Genomic DNA, 21,834 nt, shown 5'->3' with positions numbered 1-21,834 from the left:
CGGCGGCGGTTCGCGTCAGTCGCCCGCGCCGGGGAACAGCGCGATGGCCGACGCGCTGCGCCGGGCCGGCCTGGTCGACCCGAAGAGCGGCAGGCGCTGACGTCTTCTCCCGGGCCGGGAGGGGCCGGCGGGTCGTCGAAAGCGCGCGCCGGGACCTGTGTCACCCGCGTGCTGCGGCGGACCGTCGTCAGCGCTCCGTCACCCTGCCGTCGGCGATCTCCAGGCGGCGGGTCACGTGGACCGTGTCGANTCGCCCGCGCCGGGGAACAGCGCGATGGCCGACGCGCTGCGCCGGGCCGGCCTGGTCGACCCGAAGAGCGGCAGGCGCTGACGTCTTCTCCCGGGCCCGTCCCCTCCGCCCCGGCGGTAGGGACGGGCCCGTCGTTCCGGGCCGGGAGGGGCCGGCGGGTCGTCGAAAGCGCGCGCCGGGACCTGTGTCACCCGCGTGCTGCGGCGGACCGTCGTCAGCGCTCCGTCACCCTGCCGTCGGCGATCTCCAGGCGGCGGGTCACGTGGACCGTGTCGAGCATGCGGCGGTCGTGGGTGATCAGCAGGAGCGTGCCCTGGTAGCTGTTCAGGGCCGCTTCGAGCTGTTCGATGGCCGGCAGGTCCAGGTGGTTGGTCGGCTCGTCGAGGACCAGGAGGTTGACGCCCCTGCCCTGGAGGAGGGCCAGGGCCGCCCGGGTGCGTTCACCCGGGGAGAGCGTGGCCGCCGGGCGCATGACATGGCCCGCCTTGAGGCCGAACTTGGCCAGCAGGGTACGGATGTCGGCCGGTTCCAGTTCGGGTACCGCCGGGCGGAAGGCGTCGAGCAGGGCCTCCGAGCCGTGGAAGAGCGCGCGGGCCTGGTCGACCTCGCCGAGCAGGACGCCCGAGCCCAGGGCGGCGTGCCCGGCGTCCAGCGGCACCCGGCCCAGCAGGGCGCCGAGCAGCGTGGACTTCCCGGCGCCGTTCGCGCCCGTGACGGCCACCCGGTCGGCCCAGTCGATCTGCAGGGTCACCGGGCCGAGGGTGAAGCCGCCGCGGCGCACCTCCGCGTCCCGGAGGGTGGCGACGACCGCGCCCGAGCGGGCGGCCGAGGCGATCTCCATGCGCAGCTCCCACTCCTTGCGCGGCTCGTCGACCACCTCCAGGCGTTCGATCATGCGCTGTGTCTGGCGCGCCTTGGCGGCCTGCTTCTCGCTGGCCTCGCTGCGGAACTTGCGGCCGATCTTGTCGTTGTCGTTGCCGGCCTTGCGGCGGGCGTTCTTGACGCCCTTGTCCATCCAGGAGCGCTGCGTCTGCGCCCGGTCCTGGAGCGCGGCCCGCTTGTCGGCGTACTCCTCGAAGTCGTCCCGGGCGTGCCGGCGGGACACCTCCCGCTCCTCCAGATAGGCCTCGTAGCCGCCGCCGTAGAGGTTGATCCGCCCTTGGGTGAGGTCGAGTTCGAGGACCTTGGTGACGGTGCGGGTGAGGAACTCCCGGTCGTGGCTGACGACGACCGTGCCGGCCCGCAGTCCGCTCACAAAGCGTTCGAGGCGTTCCAGGCCGTCCAGGTCGAGGTCGTTGGTCGGCTCGTCCAGGAGGAAGACGTCGTAGCGGGAGAGGAGAAGGGAGGCCAGGCCCGCGCGGGCTGCCTGGCCGCCGGAGAGCGAGGTCATCGGCTGGTCCAGGTCGACGGCCAGGCCGAGGGAGGCGGCGACCTCGTCGGCCCGCTCGTCCAGATCGGCGCCGCCCAGGGACAGCCAGCGCTCCAGGCTCTCCGCGTACGCGTCGTCCGCGCCCGGTGCGCCGTCGACCAGGGCCTGGGTGGCCTCGTCCATCGTCCGCTGGGCCTCGGCGACACCGGTCCTGCGGGCCAGGAACTCCCGCACGGTCTCGCCGGTCCTGCGCTCCGGCTCCTGCGGGAGGTGCCCCACCGTCGCGGTGGGCGGGGAGAGGCGCAGTTCGCCCTGTTCCGGTGCGGCGAGTCCGGCGAGCAGGCGCAGCAGCGTGGACTTGCCCGCGCCGTTGGCGCCGACCAGGCCGATCACGTCGCCGGGGGCGACGACGAGATCGAGACCGGTGAACAGGGAGCGGTCTCCGTGTCCGGCGGCGAGGTTCTTGGCGACGAGGGTGGCAGTCATCAGACCGCCGATCCTAATGGCCGTGCGCGACCGCCCGCGCCCCGGTCCTCACCGCCGCCCCACGGCCGTCACCAGCACGGTCCCCGCGGTGCGGGCCACCACGTAGGCCTCGCCCCGCACCGCTGCGGCGTCCAGCGGAACGCAGTGGCGGCCGGGTTCCAGGACGGCGTCGAAGACGTCCCGGGTGTGGGCGCGGGAGAGACGGCCGACCCGGTAGGCGGTGAGCCGCACCCGGCAGGACGAGGTGACCCCGAGTTCCGCGGCGTCGGGAGAGGCGGTGAGGTCCTCCAGGCGGCGCTGCCCCGGCACGCAGCGGTCCAGGGCCTGTTCGGTCTGGGCCACCAGCAGCGGCACAACCGGCGCGAGTCCGTCGACGCAGGGCACATCGACGCCGGCGCCGGTGAAGGCACGGCGGACCGCGTCGCGTTCCCCGGGGCGCACGGACCGGCCGAAGACCACGGCGCCGTAGGCCCGCAGTTCGTCGGCGGGGACGCCGTCGGTGTCCTGCGCGATGTCGGCGCCGATGCCGATGGTGCGCAGGGCGGCGGCGAGCCTGGCGAGCAGGGCGACACGGGCGCCGATCAGCAGGACGCGTCGGCGGGCGCCGGGAGCACGGCCGTTCAGGAGGGCGGCGAGGGCCGTACGGTACTCGGTGCCGCGGAAGCGGAACGGCCCGATGCCGTGGTAGCCGTTGAGGTCCAGGTCGGCGTGGGTGCCGGTCTGCCAGGCGAAGTCGCGCCAGACGATGTCCTCCCCGTCGGGTTCGATGACCGCGGTGACAGCGCCGCAGGCCAGGTCCTCGCACTCGGGACAGCCGTAGACGACGAACCGGCCCGCGGGCAGGGGCGCCCCGGCCTCGAGGAGCAGGCTGCGGACCTGCGCGGTGAAGAGGGAGGGCGGGATGTCGGAGGCGAGCGGGGAGACGGCGTCCAGGTCGCTGAGACGGTGGAGCAGCGGGCGTCCGTCGACGACGAAGTCGACGAAGTCGCGGTGGACCTGGTAGTCCCCGCCCGGGAGGAGACCACCGGCTCGGGTCGCCGGTGCCAGGCCGAAGGTCGCGTACTCGGCAGACATGCTGTGAGTATTCCCACCGCGGGACCGGCCCGCGCGCGGCATGACATATTCCGCTAACGTCCGGCCGATGGAGACCGAACTGAAGGGCGAGGTCCTGGTGGTCGGCGGGGGTGTCATCGGGCTGACCACGGCCGTGGTCCTCGCCGAGCGCGGCGTGCGGGTACGGCTGTGGGCACGGGACCCGGTCGAGCGGACCACCTCGGCGGTCGCGGGCGCGCTGTGGTGGCCGTACCGGATCGAGCCGGCGGCGACGGCACGCGTGTGGGCGCTGCGGTCCTTGGAGGTGTACGAGGACCTGGCGGCGCGGCCGGGGGCCACCGGCGTACGGATGGTCGAAGGAGTACTGGGCGAGACCGCGCTGGACGAGGTCGGCGCGTGGGCCGCCGCGCGGCTGCCGGGGCTGCGGACGGCGACGGCGCGGGAGTATCCCGCCGGGTCCGGGGTGCGGGTCCGGCTGCCGCTCATCGACATGACGGCTCATCTGCCGTGGCTGCGGGACCGGTTGGTGGCGGCGGGAGGTGTGGTCGAGGCTCGTGCGGTGGCGGACCTGGCGGAGACGGACGCGCCGGTCGTGGTCAACTGCACGGGGCTGGCGGCGCGGGAGCTGGTGCCGGACCCGTCGGTGCGGCCGGTGCGGGGGCAGTTGGTCGTGGTGGAGAACCCGGGGATCGACACGTGGATGGTCTCCACCGGGGCGGACGGCGCGATCGCGTACTTCTTCCCGCACCCGGGCCGGCTGGTGCTCGGCGGCACCGCGGAGGAGGACGCCTGGTCCGCGGAGCCGGACCCGGCGGTGGCCGAGGCGATCGTGCGCAGGTGCGCGGCGCTGCGCCCCGAGATCGCCGGTGCCCGCGTTCTGGAGCACCGGGTGGGCCTGCGGCCCGCCCGTGACGCGGTCCGGCTGGAGCGCGTCACGCTTCCCGACGGCCGGGCCCTGGTCCACAACTACGGCCACGGCGGCGCGGGTGTCACCGTGGCGTGGGGCTGCGCGGAGGAGGCGGCGGCGCTGGCCGCCGGGTGAACGGTCACCCGGCGGGAAGGGCGGCCCGGCGGGCGGGGTTCGTCGCGGCCCCGGTGGCGTCCCCGCCGCCCCTTCCCTCCCCGTCTCCGGGGCTCCGCCGCCGGACCCCCGTCGGCGCCCACGCGGCGAAGCCGCCGGTCGGCACAGCCCCGCGCTCCTGGGGGCGCGGGGCTCCGCGGTACGTGCCCGTCCGCGTGCGTCAGTGCTTGCCGATGGGGTCTCCCTCCACGTCCGGGCCGCGGCCCGGGCCGACGCGGAGTTCGAACTCGCCGTCGAACTGCTTGTGGCCCTCGATGACCGCGAGATGCACCGCCTCGGAGCCCATCTCGCCCCGCACGATGAGCGGGTCGCGGCGCAGGTCTCGCATGAGGGCCACGCACATGAAGAGCATCACGACGATGAACGGGGCGGCCGCGAGGATCGTGAGGTTCTGCAGCCCGGTCAGCGCGTCGCCCTGGCCGCTGCCGACCAGCAGCATGATGGCCGCCACGCCTCCGGTGACCACGCCCCAGAACACCACCACCCAGCGGCTCGGTTCGAGCGCCCCCTTCTGCGAGAGGGCGCCCATCACCACGGAGGCGGCGTCGGCGCCCGAGACGAAGAAGATGCCGACGAGGATCATCACCAGCAGGCTGGTGGCGGTGGCGACGGGGTACTCCTGCAGCACAGCGAAGAGCCGGCCTTCGGGGGTCGTCGCGTCGGCGATCCGGTTCTGCTCCTGGAGCCGCATCGCCGAGCCGCCGAAGATCGCGAACCAGACCAGGCTGACCGTGCTGGGGACGAGGATGACGCCGCCGATGAACTGACGGATGGTTCGCCCCCGGCTGATGCGGGCGATGAACATGCCGACGAAGGGCGTCCAGGAGATCCACCACGCCCAGTAGAAGACGGTCCAGCTGCTCAGCCAGTCGGCGACGCCCTCACCTCCGCTGATCTCCGTCCGGCCGGCCAGGTCGGGCAGGTCGCCGAGGTAGGAGAAGACCGAGGTGGGCAGCAGGTCGAGAATGAGGACGGTCGGGCCCGCGACGAACACGAACAGGGCGAGGATCAGTGCCAGCACCATGTTGGTGTTGGAGAGCCACTGGATGCCCTTCTCCACACCGGAGACCGCGGAGGCCACGAACGCCACGGTCAGCACCGCGATGATGCTGACCAGCAGCCCGGTCCCGGCATTCTCCATCCAGTCGAGCTCCTCCATACCGGAGCCGATCTGCAGGGCGCCGAGGCCCAGCGAGGCCGCGGAGCCGAAGACCGTCGCGATGATGGCGAGCATGTCGATGACCCGGCCGCCGACCCCGTTGGCGTTCTTCTCACCGATGAGCGGGGTGAACACCGCGCTGATGGTCTGCCGACGGCGGCGCCGGAAGGTGCTGTAGGCGATGGCGAGGCCGACCACCGCGTAGATCGCCCACGGGTGGAGCGTCCAGTGGAACAGGGTGGTGGCCATGGCCGTCTCCATGCGGTCGCCGGAGTCGGCCGGACTGACGCCCGGCGGGGGCGTCGTGTAGTGCGCCAGTGGTTCGCTGACGCCCCAGAACATCAGGCCGATGCCCATGCCGGCGCTGAACATCATGGCGATCCAGGACACCGTGCGGAACTCGGGTTCCTCGCCTTCGACACCGAGGCGGATCCGGCCGTACCGGCTGGCGGCAAGCCAGAGGGCGAAGATCACGAAGCCGGAGGCGGCCAGCATGAATCCCCAGCCGCCGTTGTGCATCAGCCCGCCCAGCATGCTGCTGGAGGCGTCCTCGAGCGAGTCCGTCCCGATGGCGCCCCACAGCACGAACGCCAGGGTCAGCACGGCGGTGACGCCGAACACCACCCGGTCGGTCCGGGGGCGGTCCCGGCCGGGCAGCCCTGCCTCCGAACCCGGCAGGGGACCTGCCGTCTGGTCCTTGTCGCTGTCCTGCTCCCGCGTCACAGGCGCACCTTTCGTCCGAGCCGTCGGGCGGAGAGAACTCCGCCCGATAGGCCCTTACCACTTCTGGCGCAAAACTCACCTCTTCGGCGGGACGTGTCGGTCTTCCCCTCCCTCCGGGGGCGGCCCCGCCCGGCCGCCGTGGACGCGGCCGCGTGTCTCACCGGGCCTCCCCCGGTACGCGCTGGGCGGTGGCACCGGGCCTGCCCACACCGTCCAGGACGGCGTCCGGGTCGGTGGTGCGCGTGCCGGCCGTGGCGCGGGCGAACGCGGCGGTTCCGCCGGTGAACGGGACCCGGGCGGAGGTGCGGGCCAGGTCGAGGGTGAGCGTCGGGGTGTCGGCGGGAGGGTCGATCAGGCCACGGTCGGTGCCGGCGACGATCAGTGCGAGGCGGTGCCCCTCGGGGACCACGTGGTCGGTGGCCGCGAGGTCGAGGGTGATCGTGTACCGCTTTCCGGGGGTGAGGGGCTCGCCCCTGCCGGCGTCGCCGTGGTGGCCGAGGTCGGCCCAGCCGCGGCTGAGGACGGTGTATCCGACGTCGGCGGTGGTGGCGCGGGTCTCCCTGAAGCAGGAGCTGTCGCCCTCGGTGCTCGGACCCCAGCAGGTGCGCTCGGGCAGGGTGGTGATGCCCTCTCCGCTGTCGGCGTAGTCGCGGATGGTGTCGGGGCCGAGGTCCACGAGCACGGCGGAGAGATGGGCCGTCGGGGTGCTGGGGGTGGCGGTGACGGTCACCTCGGAGGCCCCGGCCAGGCGCAGGTCGCGGGTGAGCGGGCCGGTGACGAAGCCCGCCTTGTCCGGAGTCGATGTGTCGACACGGGCGGCCCAGTCGGTCTCGCTCAGCCGGGGGTCGTCGGTGAAGGACTCGGTGCCCTTGCCCCGGCGCAGTCCCAGGGTGCCGACGCCGGCCTCGTCGCCCCGGGCGGGGCGCAGGGTCGTGGCGCGCGTGCCACGCGGCGGCCAGGTCGCCGACGTCGTCCACTGGTCGGGCGCGCGTTCGATGTCGGCCATGGGTTCGCGGTCGATGCCGTTGTCGTAGCCGAGCAGTTCGTGGTCGAACCAGCGGTGCAGGGTACGCACCCATTGCGCGCGGCGGAAGTCGAAGGGGTCGACATGGCCGGTCTGGGAGAGCCAGATCTTGCGGTCGACACCGTTGCGTGCGAGGGCGTCCCACCAGGGGCCGACATGCTGCATCCGTACGTTGAGGTCCTGGGTGCCGTGCACCAGGAAGACACTGGCCCTGACCTTCTTCGCGGCGCGCACGTAGTCGCGTTCGGTCCACAGCGGGGTGTGGTCGCCGGTGCGCGGGGCGCCCTCGACGAGTTCGCGCTGGACGGCGTCGCAGTGGGCGCGGGCCTCGGGGTTCTCGACGTACCGGGACAGCCAGTCGGGGCCGGAGTCGTAGAGGGGGGCGCCCTGGGAGAAGTAGTAGTCGTACCAGGAGGAGATGGCGGCGATCGGGACGATGGTCTCCAGGCCCTCGACTCCCGTGGCGGCGACACCGTTGGCGATGGTGCCGTCCCAGCTCTTGCCGATCATGCCGGTGCGGCCGTTGGTCCAGCCGGCCCCGGCGCGCTCGGTGCCGGTGCGGCTGGTGTACGCCCGGCCGCGGCCGTTCAGCCAGTCGACGACGGCCTTGGCGGACCGGATGTCGGAGCGGCCTCCCACGTCCACGCAGCCGTCGGAGCGGTTGGTGCCGGCCAGGTCGACACCGACGACGGCGTAGCCGCGCGGCACGAAGTAGTTGTCGTAGAACAGCGGCATCTGTACGACGTCGCCGTTCGCGTCGTAGGTCTTGCGCTGGCTCTCGTTGCCGCGCCCGCAGCAGGAGTAGTACGGGCTGGCGTCCATGATGACGGGGATCTTCCGGCCCCGCTGCGCGGGTTCGCGGGGGCGGACGATGTCCACGGCGACCCGGTCGGTCCTCCCGTCCCGGTCCTCGTCGAGGCCGGTGTCCACCCAGACGGCTTCGCGGATGGCGTCGTCGTAGGAGTGGACGGGTCTGCTCTCCCGCGGCGCGGTGTGGGCCGCGACGGGAGTGAGGAGGGTGGCCGTCAGGGCGGCGGTGGCCGCCGTCGCGAGCGTTCTCCAGGGCGTGAGGCGCGTGCGTTTCGGCATGCGCCGGACGGTACCTCGGTGAACTCGGGTGCAGAAGAGGGCGGTTGACGCCTTGGGAGACCACGGGTGGCTGAAAGCACGCCGGGTGGGACGCTCCGGTCCGCGCGCGGGAGCGGTGCCGGATCCCCGCTCAGTCACCGTGGTCGTACACCGTCACCGGTGTGCCGTGCCGCACCGGGCGCTCGCTGATCAGCGGCTCCACGCGGGACCAAGTACCGCCGGCCAGGCCGCAGCCGACGCGGGGCATACGGACCGAGGCGCCGAGGTCCCCGCATGCCGGGCGAGGCGGGTGAGGGCCGCGCCGATCGCCTCGTAGCGGACCGGGAGGCCCTTGCCGCCGGTCCTCGTTCCGCGCCGGCCGATCACGGCGGCAACCCGCATACAGCGCTCCCCCTGGCCGAGTTGTACCGCGCCCAGCCCGAAGTCGTGGCCCGCGCGGCCTCGGCTCCAGGCCCGGTGGGCGGCTTCCGGCCGAGGCCGGCGACGCGACACGGCGGGGACGGATCCCCGGCCCCAGCCTCCGACGTCGTTGCGGACATGGGCGACGATCCGGACGCCTTTCACCGGCGGAGCGGTGGCGTCACCCCGGACGTACGTGACCCCCGGCATGACGTCACCGTAGAGGCCGGGACTGACAGCGGGTGTGTCACAGCGGTGGTGGTACAGCGATACTGCTGGACATGACGACCGAGTCCGAGGGCCTGACGATCGACGAGCTGGCGGCCCGGTGCGGGGTCACCGTGCGCACGGTCCGTTTCTACGGCAGCAAGGGGCTGCTGCCGCCGCCGGTGATCGGTCCCCGCCGGGTCGGCCGTTACGGGCGGGAGCATCTGGCCCGGCTGGAGCTCATCGAGGAGCTGCAGAGCCGTGGCATGACGCTGGCGGCGATCGAGCGGTATCTGGGGGAGCTGCCGCCCGACCTGAGCGTGCGGGAGCTCGCCGTTCAGCGGGCGGTGGTGGCGTCCTGGGCGCCGAGCACGGTGGAGACGATGTCCCGCGGGGAACTCGAGCGCCGCGCGGGACGTCCGCTGGACGGGGAGGACCTGAAGCGGCTCGCGGCGATGGACGTCGTCGAGCAGGACGCCGGGGCTCCGGGGTCCTATCGCGTGGACACGGGGCTGCTGCGGTTCGGAACCGGGCTGCTGGACGCACCGCTGTCGCACGAGACGATCCTCGCCGCCCGCACGGCACTCACCGAGCACTCCCGCGCGGCCGCCCACGAGCTGTCGCGGCTGCTGCGCGACGCGGCCGCGGACAAGGACGCGCGTGATGTGCGGTCCCTGTCCGCCCGGATGCATCCACTGGTGGTGCAGGCGCTCCTCACCACCTTCCAGCGGTCGCTGAAGGAGGAGTTGCGGGAGTGGCTCGACGAGGAGGGGTGAACGGCGGGGACGGCGTCAGCGCGCGTCCTTGAACACCTCTCCCCGCTCCGCCTTCTCCACCAGCAGGGCCGGCGGGGCGAAGCGCTCGCCGTACCGCTCGGCGAGTTCCCGCGCACGGGCCACGAAGCCGGGCAGGCCGCCCTCGTAGCCGTTGATGTACTGCAGCACCCCGCCGGTCCAGCCCGGGAAGCCGATGCCGAGGACGGAGCCGATGTTGGCGTCGGCGACGGACGTCAGCACGCCTTCCTCCAGCAGCCGGACGGTGTCCAGCGCCTCGGAGAAGAGCATGCGTTCCTGCATGTCGCGGAACGGGATCTCGTGTCCCTCCCGCGCGAAGTGCTCGCGCAGTCCCGGCCACAGGGCGCCGCGCTTGCCGTCCTCCCCGTACTCGTAGAAGCCGGCGCCGCCGCTGCGGCCCGGGCGGCCGAACTCGTCGACCATGCGGTCGATGACCGCCTCCGCCGGGTGCGCGGTCCAGGTGCCGCCGGCCTCCTCCACGGCCCGCTTCGACTCGATGCGGATCTTGCGGGGCAGGGTGAGGGTCAGTTCGTCCATCAGGGAGAGCACCTTGGCCGGGTAGCCCGCCTGGGCCGCCGCCTGCTCCACCGACGCGGGCTCGATGCCCTCGCCGACCATGGCCACGCCCTCGTTGATGAAGTGGCCGATGACGCGGGAGGTGAAGAAGCCGCGCGAGTCGTTGACGACGATCGGAGTCTTGTTGATCTGCCGGACCAGGTCGAAGGCGCGCGCCAGCGCCTCGTCGCCGGTGCGCTCACCCTTGATGATCTCGACGAGCGGCATCTTGTCCACGGGTGAGAAGAAGTGCAGCCCGATGAAGTCGCTCTGGCGCCCGACGCCTTCCGCGAGGGCGGTGATGGGCAGGGTGGAGGTGTTGGAGCACAGCAGCGCGTCGGGGGCGACGACGTCCTGGACCTCCTGGAACACCTTGTGCTTGAGCGCGGTGTCCTCGAACACGGCCTCGATGACGGCGTCGCAGCCGGCCAGGTCGGCGGCCTCCGCGGTGGGGGTGATCCGCGCGAGCAGCGCGTCCGCCTTCGCCTGGCTGGTACGGCCCCGGGCGACGGCCTTGGCGCACAGCTGCTCGGAGTAGCCCTTGCCCTTGACGGCCGATTCCAGGGCGACGTCCTTGAGGACGACGTCGATGCCCGCGCGGGCGCACGCGTAGGCGATGCCCGCGCCCATCATCCCGGCGCCGAGGACGGCGACCCTGGTGACCTTGCGGGGCTCGGTGCCCTGGGGGCGGTTGGCGCCGGAGTTGACGGCCTGGAGGTCGAAGAAGAACGCCTGGATCATGTTCTTGGACGTCTGTCCGGCGGCCAGTTCGACGAAGTAGCGGGCCTCGATGACCTGGGCGGTCTCGAAGTCGACCTGAGCGCCCTCGACGGCGGCGGCCATGATGCTGCGCGGGGCCGGGTAGGGGGCGCCGCCCGTCTGCTTGCGCAGGTTGGCCGGGAAGGCGGGCAGGTTGGCGGCGAACTTGGGGTGGGCGGGGGTGCCGCCGGGGATGCGGTAGCCGGGCCGGTCCCAGGGCTGGGCCGACTCCGGGTGGGCGTCGATGAAGGCGCGGGCCTTGGCGAGCATGTCCTCGCGCGAGTCGGCGATGTCGTCGACGAGGCCGTTCTCCAGGGCGCGGCGCGGGGTGTACTGGGTGCCCTGGAGGAGCACCTTCAGCAGCGCGTCGGTGATGCCCAGCAGGCGGACGGTGCGGACGACACCGCCGCCGCCGGGGAGCAGACCGAGGGTGACCTCGGGGCAGCCGATCTTGGAGCCGGGGGTGTCGAGGGCGATCCGGTGGTGGCAGGCGAGGGCCAGTTCGAAGCCGCCGCCGAGGGCCGCGCCGTTGATCGCGGCGACGACCGGCTTGCCGAGGGTCTCGATGCGGCGCATCTGGCGCTTGAGCGCCATGCCGCCGTCGAAGAGGTCCTGCGCCGTCTCGGGGGTGACCCGGATCAGGTCGCGCAGGTCGCCGCCGGCGAAGAAGGTCTTCTTGGCGGAGGTGACGACGACGCCGCGGATCGTGTCCTTCTCGGCCTCCAGGCGGTCGGTGACGACGGCGAGGGACTCGCGGAACGCCTGGTTCATGGTGTTCGCGGACTGGCGGGGGTCGTCGATGACGAGGGTGACGACGCCGGTGCGGTCCTGTTCCCAGCGGATGGTGGTGCTCTCGGTCATGAGGGAGTCTCCGTGAGTGAGGTGGCGGGTCGCTGGGGTCAGAGGCGTTCGACGACGGTGGCGACGCCCATGCCGCCGCCGACGCAGAGGGTGGCGAGGCCGTAGCGCTTGTCCTGCCGCTCGAGTTCGTCGACGAGCGTGCCGAGGATCATGGCGCCGGTCGCGCCGAGCGGGTGGCCCAGTGCGATGGCTCCCCCGTTGACGTTGACCTTGTCCAGCGAGAGCCCCATGTCCTTCACGAAACGCAGCACGACCGCCGCGAACGCCTCGTTGATCTCGACCAGGTCGATGTCGTCGATGGTCAGTCCGGCCTTGGCGAGGGCCTTGCGGGTGGCGGGCGCGGGGCCGGTCAGCATGATGGTGGGCTCGGAGCCGGAGACGGCGGCGGAGACGATCCGGGCGCGCGGGGTGAGCCCGTAGCGCTCACCCACCTCCTTCGATCCGATGGCGACCAGCGCGGCGCCGTCGACGATGCCGGAGGAGTTGCCGGCGTGGTGGACGTGGTCGATCTTCTCCACCCAGTGGTACTTCTGCAGCGCGACGGCGTCGAACCCGCCCAGGTCGCCGATGTCCGCGAAGGACGGCTTCAGCCCGCCCAGCGAGTCGGCGGTGGTGCCGGGCCGCAGGTGTTCGTCGTGGTCGAGGACGACCAGGCCGCTGCGGTCCCGCACCGGGACGACCGACCGCTCGAAGCGGCTCTCCTTCCAGGCGGTGGCCGCACGCTCCTGCGACAGGGCCGCGTACTCGTCGACGTCGCGCCGGGAGAAACCCTCGATGGTGGCGATCAGGTCGGCGCCGATCCCCTGCGGGACGAAGTCGACCGCGAGGTTGGTCATGGGGTCGTTGAACCAGGCGCCGCCGTCGGAGGCCATGGGGACGCGGGACATGGACTCCACGCCACCGGCGAGGACCAGGTCCTCCCAGCCCGAACGGACCTTGGCCGCCGCCAGGTTGACGGCCTCGAGACCGGAAGCGCAGAAGCGGTTCTCCTGCACACCCGCCACCGTGTCCGGCAGCCCGGCCGCGATCGCCGCGATACGGGCGATGTCCGAGCCCTGGTCACCGACCGGCCCGACGACGCCGAGGACGATGTCGTCGACGGCGGCCGGGTCCAGGTCCGGGAAGCGGTCCCTGATCTCGTGGATCAGCCCGACCACCAGGTCGATGGGCTTGGTCCCGTGCAGGGCTCCACTGGCCTTGCCGCGCCCGCGCGGGGTGCGGATCGCGTCGTACACATACGCTTCGGTGCTCACGGGGAGGCCTTTCGCTGAGGGGGCGAGGGTTCGCGGGAGTGCGAGGGGGCCGCGGGCCGGGGCAGGTTCCAGTCGCGGGCCACGCTGTCGGCGCCGGTGCCCGGCAGGGCGGGCCCGGTACGGATGCCGGCGGGGGTCGCGGAGAACCGGGGGGCCGGTGCGGGCTGGGTGATGCCGTCGTGGTCGGTGAAGGTGCCGCGGGCGGCGAGATGCGGGTGGTGCGGGGCCTCGCCGAGGGACAGGACGGGCGCCACGCACGCGTCGGTGCCCTCGAAGACGGCCGTCCACTCGTCACGGGTACGGGCCTCGAAGCGGGCGGCGACCCGCTCGCGCAGTTCCGGCCAGCGGGCGGTGTCGGTGTGGGCTCCGGTCCGGTCCTCGAGACCGAGCAGGCGCAGGAACTCGGCGTAGAAGCGCGGTTCCAGCGCGCCGACGGCCATGTGCCCGCCGTCGGCGGTGTCGTAGGTGCCGTAGTAGGGGCAGCCGCCGTCGAGGAGGTTGGCGCCGCGCCGGTCCTGCCAGGCTCCGGCGGCGAGCATGCCGTGGATCATCGAGGAGAGGTGGGCGGTGCCGTCCACGATGGCGGCGTCGACGACCTGTCCGGTGCCGGTCGCGCGCGCGTGGTGCAGGGCGGCGAGGACGCCGACGACGAGGTAGAGGGAGCCGCCCGCGTAGTCGCCGAGCAGGTTGGCCGGGACGGCCGGGGGCCGGTCCGGGTCGCCGATCATGCCGAGGGTGCCGGTGAGGGCGATGTACGAGATGTCGTGTCCCGCGCGGTCGGCGAGGGGGCCTTCCTGCCCCCAGCCGGTCATCCGGCCGTAGACGAGGCGCGGGTTGCGGGCGTGGCACTCCCCGGGGCCGACGCCGAGTCGCTCGGCGACGCCGGGGCGGTAGCCCTCGATGAGGATGTCGGCGCGTTCGGCGAGGTCCAGGAGGCGGGCGGGGCCGTCGGGCGCCTTCAGGTCCACGATCACGGAGCGCTTGTTGCGGAGGGTGATGTCGAGGGCCGGGTCGATGCCCAGTCCGGGGCCTCCCGGGCGGTCCACGCGGACGACGTCGGCGCCGAGGTCGGCCAGGAGCATGGCGGCGAACGGGCCCGGCCCGATCCCTGCCAGCTCGACCACACGCACGCCGGCGAGCGGACCGCCCGCCGGCGTCCTCGCCTCCGTCATCGAGCCCCCATCGTCTGTGACACTACTGGTGTAACACCCGGGATGTTAGGAACGCGCTCCACCCGGCACAAGACCGGGCGAGCAAGCGCTTAGCCACTGTACGGCGCCGGGTCCGCGCCCGCGCCCTCGGCGTGCCCCGGCTCCGCGGTCCCGCCCCCGGGGCGCTCCCCGGCGGCACCGGGCGGCCCATGGGGTGTGGTCGGACGCTTTTTCCCACTTCTTCGGGGCGTCGCGGGCACGGCCATCGGCTTACCTCCGGGCTCGTCGTCGGGCTCCGCATCCCTCACGCTAACCTCGGCCACCGACAGCGGCGCGGCTGCACGATCAAGGGGTGTCATGAGCAGGCTGACCAGGACGGACCGTCCGTACGACATCGTGCTCTTCGGGGCGACCGGCTTCGTCGGGACACTCACCGCGGAGTACCTCGCCCGCCACGCACCCGCCGGGCTGCGCTGGGCGATCGCCGGCCGCGGCACCGAGAAGCTGGAACGGCTGCGGGAACGGCTGCCCGGCGGCACCGGGACCGGGCTGCTGCGGGCGGACGTGTCCGACCCGGCCTCCCTGCGCAACCTCGCCGAGCAGGCGCGCGTGGTCGCCACGACCGTGGGCCCGTACACGGAGTACGGCGAGCAGCTCGTCGCCGCCTGCGCGGACGCCGGCACGGACTATGCCGACGTCACGGGTGAACCCGAGTTCGTGGACCTGATGTACGTCCGTCATGACGCACGCGCGCGGGAGACCGGGGCGCGGCTGGTGCACGCCTGCGGCTTCGACTCGGTACCGCACGACCTGGGCGCGTACTTCACCGTGCGACAGCTGCCGGAGGGAACGCCGCTGACCGTGGACGGCTTCGTCACCACCGACGCGGCCTTCTCGGGCGGGACCTTCGCCTCGGCGCTGAACCAGTTCGCCGGGAGCCGCCGGCTCCGTGCGGCGGCCCGCGAACGCCGGTACCACGAACCGCGGCTGGTGGACCGCCGGACGTCGGCCCCGCTGGGCGCTCCCCGCTACGCACCGGAGGTCGGCGCCTGGGCCCTGCCCCTGCCGACCATCGACGGACAGATCGTGCGCCGTTCGGCGAAGGCGCTCGACCGGTACGGCCCCGACTTCCGCTACCGGCACTACGCGGCCGTGCGCCGTCTCCCGGTGGCGCTGGGCGGAGTGGCGGCCGTCGGCACCCTGGTCACGGCGGCCCAGTTCCCGTCGCTGCGGCGCCGGCTCTCCGACCGGCTCAAGCCCGGCGACGGGCCGGGCCCCGAGAAGCGCGCCCGGAGCTGGTTCACCGTCCGCTTCGTCGGCGAGGGCGGCGGACAGCGGGTGTACACGGAGGTGGCGGGCGGCGACCCCGGCTACGACGAGACGGCGAAGATGCTGGCCGAGAGTGCCCTCTGCCTGGCCTTCGACGACCTCCCGCCGACGGCGGGGCAGGTCACGACGGCGGTGGCGATGGGCGACGCGCTGATCGACCGCCTGCGGACGGCGGGCATCCGCTTCCGCGTCGCCGCGACCCGCTGACCACGCCGGGCCGGGCCGCAGCGGTCGTCGGGCCGAGGCGCGGATCATCCCGGGCGGCGGCCCGGTCAGTGCCTCTCGTTCGGATCATGCGGGGCCCGCGGCCGGACAGCCGTACGCGGACTCGGCACCTGTCCGGCCTCCGCCCCCTCGGAACCTGTCGTCCGCCCAGCCCCATGGGCTCGTCCGGGCGCCTGTGGGTACCGGGCGGCTGCCCGCGCGAGGGCCCGGCGGCACAGGGCGTCCGCCCTGCGGGTGGTCTCGGGGAGGCGGTAGGCCGGAGTCAGGGCGAGCGTGTGGGCGCAGGCGTTGTCCAGGCTCATCCGGTGGCCCACCGAGACGAAGACCGGTTTGACGGCGTCCCTGGTGCGCAGGGCGCGGCCGACCTCCTCGGCCCCGGCAAGCAGCGGGGACGTGCTGCCGCGCGTGGTCCCGGGTGCGGCGTGGGTGAAGGTGAAGGGGTTCTTGGCGACACCGATGGTCGGAAGACCGGTGAGCACCCCGAGGTGGCTGGCCAGGCCGAAGCGGCGCGGGTGGGCGAGGCCGTAGCCGTCGCAGACCACCGGGCCGGGCGGGCACGGCAGGGCGGCTAGGGCGGCGATCACGGTCGGGATCTCGCGGAAGGCGAGGAGTCCGGGGACGTACGGGAAGGAGATCCGGCCGACGGCCGTGGCCTCGGCGACCACGTCCAGGGTCGCCGCGTCCAGAACGACGGCCGCGGCGGCGACGAGGTCCCGCTCGTCGTCGTACGCCACGTCCACTCCGGTGACGCGGCCCGACCCGGGCGGCGGGCCCGGTTCGTCGAGTACCACCCTCGCGCGGAGCCGGTCCTGGACCGCGCGGGCCTCTTCCTCGGTCGCGGGCCAGCCGGCGGGTGTGGGTACGGGCGTCATGGTGCCCCGAGCCTACGGGCGTCGGAACCCCCTGCGCGCGCAGGGGGTTCCGCGGTCGGCCGCCTTCACGCCCAGGCGGCCGCTCACTTGCCCAGCGCCCGCTGGAGCTGGCTCTTGTTCATGGTCGAACGGCCCTCGACGTTCCGCTTCCTGGCCTCCTCGTACAACTGGTCGCGGGTGGGGCCCTGGGAGCCCTTGCCGGACCGCTGACCGCCGCGCTTGCCGGACGACATGTCCTGCGTCGAGGTGCGGCTCGCCGTCCTGGACTCGCCGGAGCGCGCGCGCTCCTTGTTCACCGTCCGCGCGGCGATCTCCTTGGCACGCCCGGTACTCTCGCCCCGGTCCTCGGCGCTGTCCTTGATGTGCTCGTACTGACGCTCCCGCTTGGGGCTGGAACCGCGTGGCATGTCCGCTCACTTCCTCTCGTGTACAGCGAACGGGTACCCACGCCGACAGGGTTCAGGGCCCCGCGTACGGTCACTCCGCATACGGTCACCGCTGCAGGCGGGCCACCCGTCCCCGCTCCCCCGCCGCCCGGCAGCCGTGATCGGGTGTGCCGTGCGTGCCGCCCTGCTCCTCATCGCGGGCGACGCCGGTCCCCTGCCGGGACGCCGTCCAGAGGGCCTGCCCTCCGCCGGAGCGGGCGTCCCGGGGGAGTGCCGGGAGAGCCGTGTCACTCGGGTGCATGAACGCGGTGACAGAGGTCACTCGCAGTTCGTGTGCACGGATTGGCTGATTCCGTCGTCTCTTCCTGCAGACGACCCGATCCGCCCGGAAGCCCGTCCAGCCGTCACGAGGGAGCAAGGCGTTGTCCACCGTCATAGAGCAGCCCGTAGAGGCCCGTCTGGTCGCCGCCGCGCCGCGGATGCCCAACATCCCCGCCACCTTGCACTACGACCGCGACGACCCGTTCGCCGTCCGCATGACCTTCCCCGCGCCCGCCACCCTGGAGGGCGTCGAGGTCTGCTGGACCTTCGCGCGTGAGCTCCTCGCGGCGGGCCTGCAGGAGCCCGAGGGCCACGGTGACGTGCGGATCCGTCCGTACGGCTACGACCGCACCGTCATGGAGTTCCACGCCCCCGAGGGGACCGCCGTGGTGCATGTCCGCTCGGGCGAGATCCGCCGGTTCCTGGACGCCACGGACGAACTGGTGCCGACCGGTCTGGAGCACCTCCGGCTCGACCTCGACCACGATCTCGCGGAGCTGATCCGCGACGCCTGACGAGCGAGGCGCCAACGGCTTCCGCTCATCGGGGTGTTGAGCGTTCCTTACGGGGGGCCGTCGGTCCGCGCGTCGTACGTCCCGGTGCCGGGCAGCTCCCGCGCGGCACGGTGGACCGGCGGGCGCACGGCCGAGGCGATGCCGGAACCGACACTGCCGGGGGCCGCCCCGGGGCGGCCGGTTTCACCGGCAGGCGGCGCGTCGGGGCCGCCCTGTGCGCCCACGGTGCGCGCTTCCCACCGGCGACCTCCTTCAGCGTCCCCCGGTCGGCGGTCCCGGGGACGCGGGGCCTCGCGGCGCGGTCATCGGCCCCTGGTCGGCGAGGGCGCCGGCGAGGGCGCCGGCGACGCGTCGGCGAGTCCCTCGCGCAGTTGGCGCAGGATGGCGCCGAACCCGGGAGCGGACGCTTCCGCGCGGCGGGTCAGGGCCTCGGCACGGCGGTCGCCGACGGGGCCGCCCGGCTCCGGCGGCAGGCCCGCCGCGGTGGCCAGGGCGAGGAGGGACGCGGTCTGCCCGGACACGCTCTCGGCCGGTACGGACCCGCCCAGGACCGAGCGTGCCTCCCGGCGCAGGGCGTCCGCGCGGGCGGTGTCGGCCAGCACGTGGTCCACGGACGGGAACACCCCGAGCACCCGGTGTTTCTCGGCGCGCAGGACGCCCTCGGCCACCAGCTGCTCACGGACCGCGTCCAGGGTGTGCCTCGCGTGCAGCGTCACCCAGGAGCGCCAGTGGTGCGGGAAGGACTCGCTGACCAGCTCCAGCAGACCGTCCATCACCGGGTCCCCGGTCCTGGAGTCCAGGTCGAGCGGGGTGACGATGCCGTCGTCGTCGGTCAGCAGACCGCGCCGGGCGAGCTCGGCGAGGGCACCGGCCCGCACCAGCGGGGCGAGCCGTCCCGGGTCGGTGTCCCAGCAGAGCAGACAGAGACGGGCCGGCGGTGAGAGCGGGCCGTTGAGCACGGGGGCCTCCTCGGGGCGGGGACGTCGTGAGCCGTAATTGCGTTGACAGCCGGTGGGGCCGCTCGTACCGTCTGGAACGGTTCTGTTGCCGTCGAATGGAGAAGGACGTTGCTCGTCTGAGGTTCTGAGACACCGCGTCACACCGGTCGGGTGTGTGCGCAGCGTGCGACCTCGGCGTGCGAGCCGTCCTTGCGGTCCCTTCGGAACAGGACCTTCTCCGTTCCCACGGTCTCCCTCCCGGCTGCCGGCCGTCGTCCCGCGGTGTCTCGATACGCGTTTGCCCCTGATCGCCCCGAGCAACCGCGGAGGCCCTTGTGTCACCTTCCCTCACCTGTACCTCCCTCGCCTTCACCTGGCCCGACGGCACCGCCGTCTTCGAAGGCCTCGATGTCGCCTTCGGCCCCGGACGTACCGGGCTCGTCGGAGTCAACGGGTCGGGCAAGTCCACCCTGCTGAAGCTGCTCGCCGGTGAGCTCGCCCCGGCCGACGGCACCGTCCGGGTCGCCGGGGAGGTGGGGTACCTGCCGCAGAACGTGACGCTCGACACCGCGCTGCGGGTCGACGAGGCGCTCGGTATCGCCGCCCGGCGTGCCGCGCTGCACGCCATCGAGTCGGGTGACGTGGCCGAGGAGCACTTCGGGACCGTCGGCGACGACTGGGACGTCGAGGAGCGCGCCCTGGCCACGCTCGGCGAGCTCGGACTCGGACACATCGGCCTCGACCGCACGGTCGGCGAGGTGTCGGGCGGCGAGTCCGTACTGCTGCGCCTGGCGTCACTGCTGCTGCGGCGCCCGGACGTGCTGCTGCTGGACGAGCCCACCAACAACCTCGACCTGTACGCCCGCAAGCGGCTGTACACGGCCGTCGCGAGCCGGCCGGGCGTCATGATCGTGGTGAGCCACGACCGTGAACTGCTGGAACTGGTCGACCAGATCGCCGACCTGCGCTGCGGAGAGGTCACCTGGTACGGCGGCAACTACTCGGCCTACGAGGAGGCCCTGGCCGTCGAACAGGAGGCCGCCGAGCGCATGGTGCGCGCGGCCGAGGCGGACTTCCGCAAGCAGAAGCGTGAACTCGTCGACGCACAGATGAAGTTGGCCCGCCGGAAGCGGTACGGCCAGAAGATGTGGGACCAGAAACGCGAACCGAAGATCGTCATGGGGGCGCGCAAACGCGCGGCGCAGGAGTCCGCGGGCAAGCACCGCATCATGCACGAGGAGAAGGTCGCCGAGGCCAGGGAGCGCCTCGACGGCGCGGTGGAGGCCGTACGGGACGACGACGAGATCCGCGTCGACCTGCCGTACACGGCCGTACCGCCGGGCCGCGACGTGCTCACCGTGCGGGACCTGTCACTGGCGTACGGCGCCCGGGTGAACGGCGGCCTCGATCTGCGCGGCGCGGAGCGGGTTGCGCTGGTCGGTCGCAACGGCGCGGGCAAGACGACGCTGCTGCGCACGGTCGCCGGGGAGCTGGAGCCGGTCTCCGGCGAGGCGCGGGCCCATGTGCCGCTGCGGTTCCTGCCCCAGCGGCTCGATGTGCTGGAGGCGGAACTGACGGTCGCCGAGAACGTGGCCCGGTTCGCCCCGGGCGCCACCAACAACCGGGTCCGGGCCCGGCTCGCCCGGTTCCTGTTCCGGGGCGCCCGCGCCGACCAGAAGGCGCAAACGCTCTCCGGCGGCGAGCGGTTCCGGGCGGCGCTGGCCGCGCTGATGCTGGCGGAGCCCGCGCCGCAGCTGCTGATGCTGGACGAGCCGACGAACAACCTCGACACGGCGAGCGTCCGGCAGCTGACCACGGCCCTGGAGTCGTACGAGGGGGCGCTGATCGTGGCCAGTCACGATCTGCCGTTCCTGGAGTCCCTCGGCATCACCCGGTGGCTGCTGATGGAGGAGGGAGGGCTGAAGGAGGTCACGGCGGAAGCCCTGGGGCTGCGGGAGAGCTGAGGGAGGCGGGGCGGGCCGGGCGGCGCCACCGTTACCGGTGGTACATCTCATCACCGGCGGGGGTGGTCCCGTCCGGATCCTCCCTGCATGATGGCTGCGCCGACGACCGTGGGAGGCCGGCCGTGCCACGGACCCCGCGGGCCCGGCCGAGCCCTGCCCGTCCCGTCCGAAAGGCGCACCCGTGCCCAGCAGGAAAGCCCTCGTCCGCCGCCCCTCTCCCCGTCTGGCCGAAGGGCTGGTGACGCACATCGAACGGGACGGCGTCGACGTCGGCCGCGCGGTGGAGCAGTGGGAGGCGTACACGGAGACGCTGCGCGCCCACGGCTGGGAGACGGTCGAGGTGGATCCGGCCGACGACTGCCCGGACTCCGTGTTCGTTGAGGACACGGTGGTGATGTACCGGAACGTGGCGCTGATCGCCCGCTCCGGTGCCGAGTCCCGGCGCGCGGAGACACTGGGGGTCGAGGAGGCCGTCGCGTCGCTGGGCTGCTCGGTGAACTGGATCTGGGAGCCGGGCACGCTGGACGGCGGCGATGTGCTGAAGATCGGTGACACGGTGTACGTGGGCCGCGGCGGGCGCACCAACGCGGTCGGGGTCCGGCAGGTGCGGGCCGCGTTCGAGCCGCTGGGGGCACGGGTGGTCGCCGTCCCGGTGGCCAAGGTGCTGCATCTGAAGTCGGCGGTCACGGCGCTGCCGGACGGTACGGTGATCGGGCACATCCCGAACATGGACGCGCCGTCGCTCTTCCCGCGGTTCCTCCCGGTGCCGGAGGAGTCGGGGGCGCATGTGGTGCTGCTCGGCGGGGACAGGCTGCTGATGGCGGCGAGCGCGCCGAAGACGGCGGAGCTGTTCACGGACCTCGGATACGAGCCCGTGCTGGTGGACATCGGCGAGTTCGAGAAGCTCGAGGGCTGTGTGACGTGCCTCTCGGTGCGACTGCGGGACCTGTATGCCTGACCGGCCACCATGTCACCCGTACGGCGCGACGACCTGCGGCTCCGGAGCATCCGGCGGCGCCTCGTCCACCCGTATGGACCCCGCTGATCAGCAGTCTTTACGGCAATCTTAAC

16 protein-coding genes and 2 pseudogenes are annotated in these 21,834 nt (G+C 73.1%); 6 read left to right on the top strand and 12 right to left on the bottom strand.

What is annotated here, in order from left to right; genetic code table 11:
* Nucleotides 1–464 precede the first annotated feature (464 nt).
* Nucleotides 465–2,105, bottom strand: a complete 1,641-nt coding sequence (locus tag HTV45_RS26360; protein WP_215208371.1) for an ABC-F family ATP-binding cassette domain-containing protein — start codon at nucleotides 2,103–2,105, stop codon at nucleotides 465–467.
* Between the two features lie 48 nt (nucleotides 2,106–2,153).
* Nucleotides 2,154–3,179 carry an oxidoreductase gene (locus HTV45_RS26355; protein ID WP_215208370.1) on the bottom strand — a complete coding sequence of 342 codons (1,026 nt, stop codon included), beginning with the start codon at nucleotides 3,177–3,179 and terminating at the stop codon, nucleotides 2,154–2,156.
* 67 nt (nucleotides 3,180–3,246) lie between these two features.
* On the opposite strand from HTV45_RS26355, the gene HTV45_RS26350 reads away from it, so the two are divergent.
* Nucleotides 3,247–4,200, top strand: a complete 954-nt coding sequence (locus tag HTV45_RS26350; RefSeq protein ID WP_215208369.1) for an FAD-dependent oxidoreductase — start codon at nucleotides 3,247–3,249, stop codon at nucleotides 4,198–4,200.
* A gap of 199 nt (nucleotides 4,201–4,399) precedes the next feature.
* On the opposite strand, the gene HTV45_RS26345 is transcribed toward HTV45_RS26350, so the two are convergent.
* The 3 genes and pseudogenes from HTV45_RS26345 to HTV45_RS26335 all read right to left on the bottom strand — a co-directional run bounded on the left by HTV45_RS26345 (nucleotide 4,400) and on the right by HTV45_RS26335 (nucleotide 8,843).
* Entirely contained in the window at nucleotides 4,400–6,121 is a 1,722-nt protein-coding gene (locus HTV45_RS26345) for a BCCT family transporter (protein WP_215208368.1), read from the bottom strand.
* A 157-nt stretch (nucleotides 6,122–6,278) separates the two neighbouring features.
* Nucleotides 6,279–8,234 (bottom strand): Xaa-Pro dipeptidyl-peptidase, encoded by a 1,956-nt coding sequence (locus tag HTV45_RS26340; protein ID WP_215208367.1) that lies wholly within the window; start codon nucleotides 8,232–8,234, stop codon nucleotides 6,279–6,281.
* Between the two features lie 130 nt (nucleotides 8,235–8,364).
* Nucleotides 8,365–8,843, bottom strand: a pseudogene (locus HTV45_RS26335) (Appr-1-p processing protein).
* Nucleotides 8,844–8,914: 71 nt separating this feature from the next.
* On the opposite strand from HTV45_RS26335, the gene HTV45_RS26330 reads away from it, so the two are divergent.
* Nucleotides 8,915–9,616, top strand: coding sequence for a MerR family transcriptional regulator (locus HTV45_RS26330; RefSeq protein WP_215208366.1), 702 nt, complete (start codon nucleotides 8,915–8,917; stop codon nucleotides 9,614–9,616).
* A 15-nt stretch (nucleotides 9,617–9,631) separates the two neighbouring features.
* Here HTV45_RS26330 and HTV45_RS26325 read toward each other — a convergent pair whose 3' ends face one another.
* Genes HTV45_RS26325 through HTV45_RS26315 form a run of 3 tightly spaced genes read right to left on the bottom strand, consistent with a single transcriptional unit; the run spans nucleotide 9,632 to nucleotide 14,234 of the window.
* Nucleotides 9,632–11,809 carry a 3-hydroxyacyl-CoA dehydrogenase NAD-binding domain-containing protein gene (locus tag HTV45_RS26325; protein WP_215208365.1) on the bottom strand — a complete coding sequence of 726 codons (2,178 nt, stop codon included), beginning with the start codon at nucleotides 11,807–11,809 and terminating at the stop codon, nucleotides 9,632–9,634.
* 38 nt (nucleotides 11,810–11,847) lie between these two features.
* Nucleotides 11,848–13,062: an acetyl-CoA C-acetyltransferase gene (locus HTV45_RS26320; protein WP_215208364.1), complete on the bottom strand. Its 1,215-nt coding sequence runs from the start codon at nucleotides 13,060–13,062 to the stop codon at nucleotides 11,848–11,850.
* Complete coding sequence (locus tag HTV45_RS26315; protein ID WP_215208363.1) at nucleotides 13,059–14,234, bottom strand: CaiB/BaiF CoA-transferase family protein; 1,176 nt, start codon at nucleotides 14,232–14,234, stop codon at nucleotides 13,059–13,061. Before HTV45_RS26315 ends, HTV45_RS26320 begins: the two co-directional genes overlap by 4 nt.
* Nucleotides 14,235–14,570: 336 nt before the next feature.
* On the opposite strand from HTV45_RS26315, the gene HTV45_RS26310 reads away from it, so the two are divergent.
* Nucleotides 14,571–15,749 (top strand): trans-acting enoyl reductase family protein, encoded by a 1,179-nt coding sequence (locus tag HTV45_RS26310; protein ID WP_215208362.1) that lies wholly within the window; start codon nucleotides 14,571–14,573, stop codon nucleotides 15,747–15,749.
* A 218-nt stretch (nucleotides 15,750–15,967) separates the two neighbouring features.
* Here HTV45_RS26310 and HTV45_RS26305 read toward each other — a convergent pair.
* From HTV45_RS26305 to HTV45_RS26295, 3 genes and pseudogenes are all read right to left on the bottom strand, one after another.
* Nucleotides 15,968–16,639, bottom strand: a pseudogene (locus HTV45_RS26305) (endonuclease V); the annotation flags it as partial.
* A gap of 83 nt (nucleotides 16,640–16,722) precedes the next feature.
* The gene (locus tag HTV45_RS26300; RefSeq protein ID WP_215208361.1) at nucleotides 16,723–17,046 is read right to left on the bottom strand and encodes a plasmid stabilization protein; all 324 of its coding nucleotides are present in this window, start codon (nucleotides 17,044–17,046) and stop codon (nucleotides 16,723–16,725) included.
* A gap of 85 nt (nucleotides 17,047–17,131) precedes the next feature.
* Nucleotides 17,132–17,347 (bottom strand): hypothetical protein, encoded by a 216-nt coding sequence (locus HTV45_RS26295; protein WP_215208360.1) that lies wholly within the window; start codon nucleotides 17,345–17,347, stop codon nucleotides 17,132–17,134.
* A 100-nt stretch (nucleotides 17,348–17,447) separates the two neighbouring features.
* Between HTV45_RS26295 and HTV45_RS26290 the strand changes: the two genes are divergently transcribed.
* Nucleotides 17,448–17,861: an SsgA family sporulation/cell division regulator gene (locus tag HTV45_RS26290; protein ID WP_215208359.1), complete on the top strand. Its 414-nt coding sequence runs from the start codon at nucleotides 17,448–17,450 to the stop codon at nucleotides 17,859–17,861.
* Nucleotides 17,862–18,163: 302 nt separating this feature from the next.
* Here HTV45_RS26290 and HTV45_RS26285 read toward each other — a convergent pair whose 3' ends face one another.
* A complete protein-coding gene (locus HTV45_RS26285) occupies nucleotides 18,164–18,820 on the bottom strand; it encodes a GPP34 family phosphoprotein (protein WP_215208358.1) in 657 nt (218 codons plus the stop codon).
* Nucleotides 18,821–19,134: 314 nt separating this feature from the next.
* On the opposite strand from HTV45_RS26285, the gene HTV45_RS26280 reads away from it, so the two are divergent.
* Nucleotides 19,135–20,763, top strand: coding sequence for an ABC-F family ATP-binding cassette domain-containing protein (locus HTV45_RS26280; RefSeq protein ID WP_215208357.1), 1,629 nt, complete (start codon nucleotides 19,135–19,137; stop codon nucleotides 20,761–20,763).
* A 181-nt stretch (nucleotides 20,764–20,944) separates the two neighbouring features.
* On the top strand, nucleotides 20,945–21,721 hold the full coding sequence (gene ddaH / locus HTV45_RS26275) for a dimethylargininase (RefSeq protein WP_215208356.1): 777 nt from the start codon (nucleotides 20,945–20,947) through the stop codon (nucleotides 21,719–21,721).
* Nucleotides 21,722–21,834: the final 113 nt, after the last annotated feature.

Source organism: Streptomyces sp. CHD11 (assembly GCF_018638295.1).
Lineage (GTDB): Bacteria > Actinomycetota > Actinomycetes > Streptomycetales > Streptomycetaceae > Streptomyces.
This window is presented reverse-complemented; position numbering and strand designations above follow the sequence as displayed.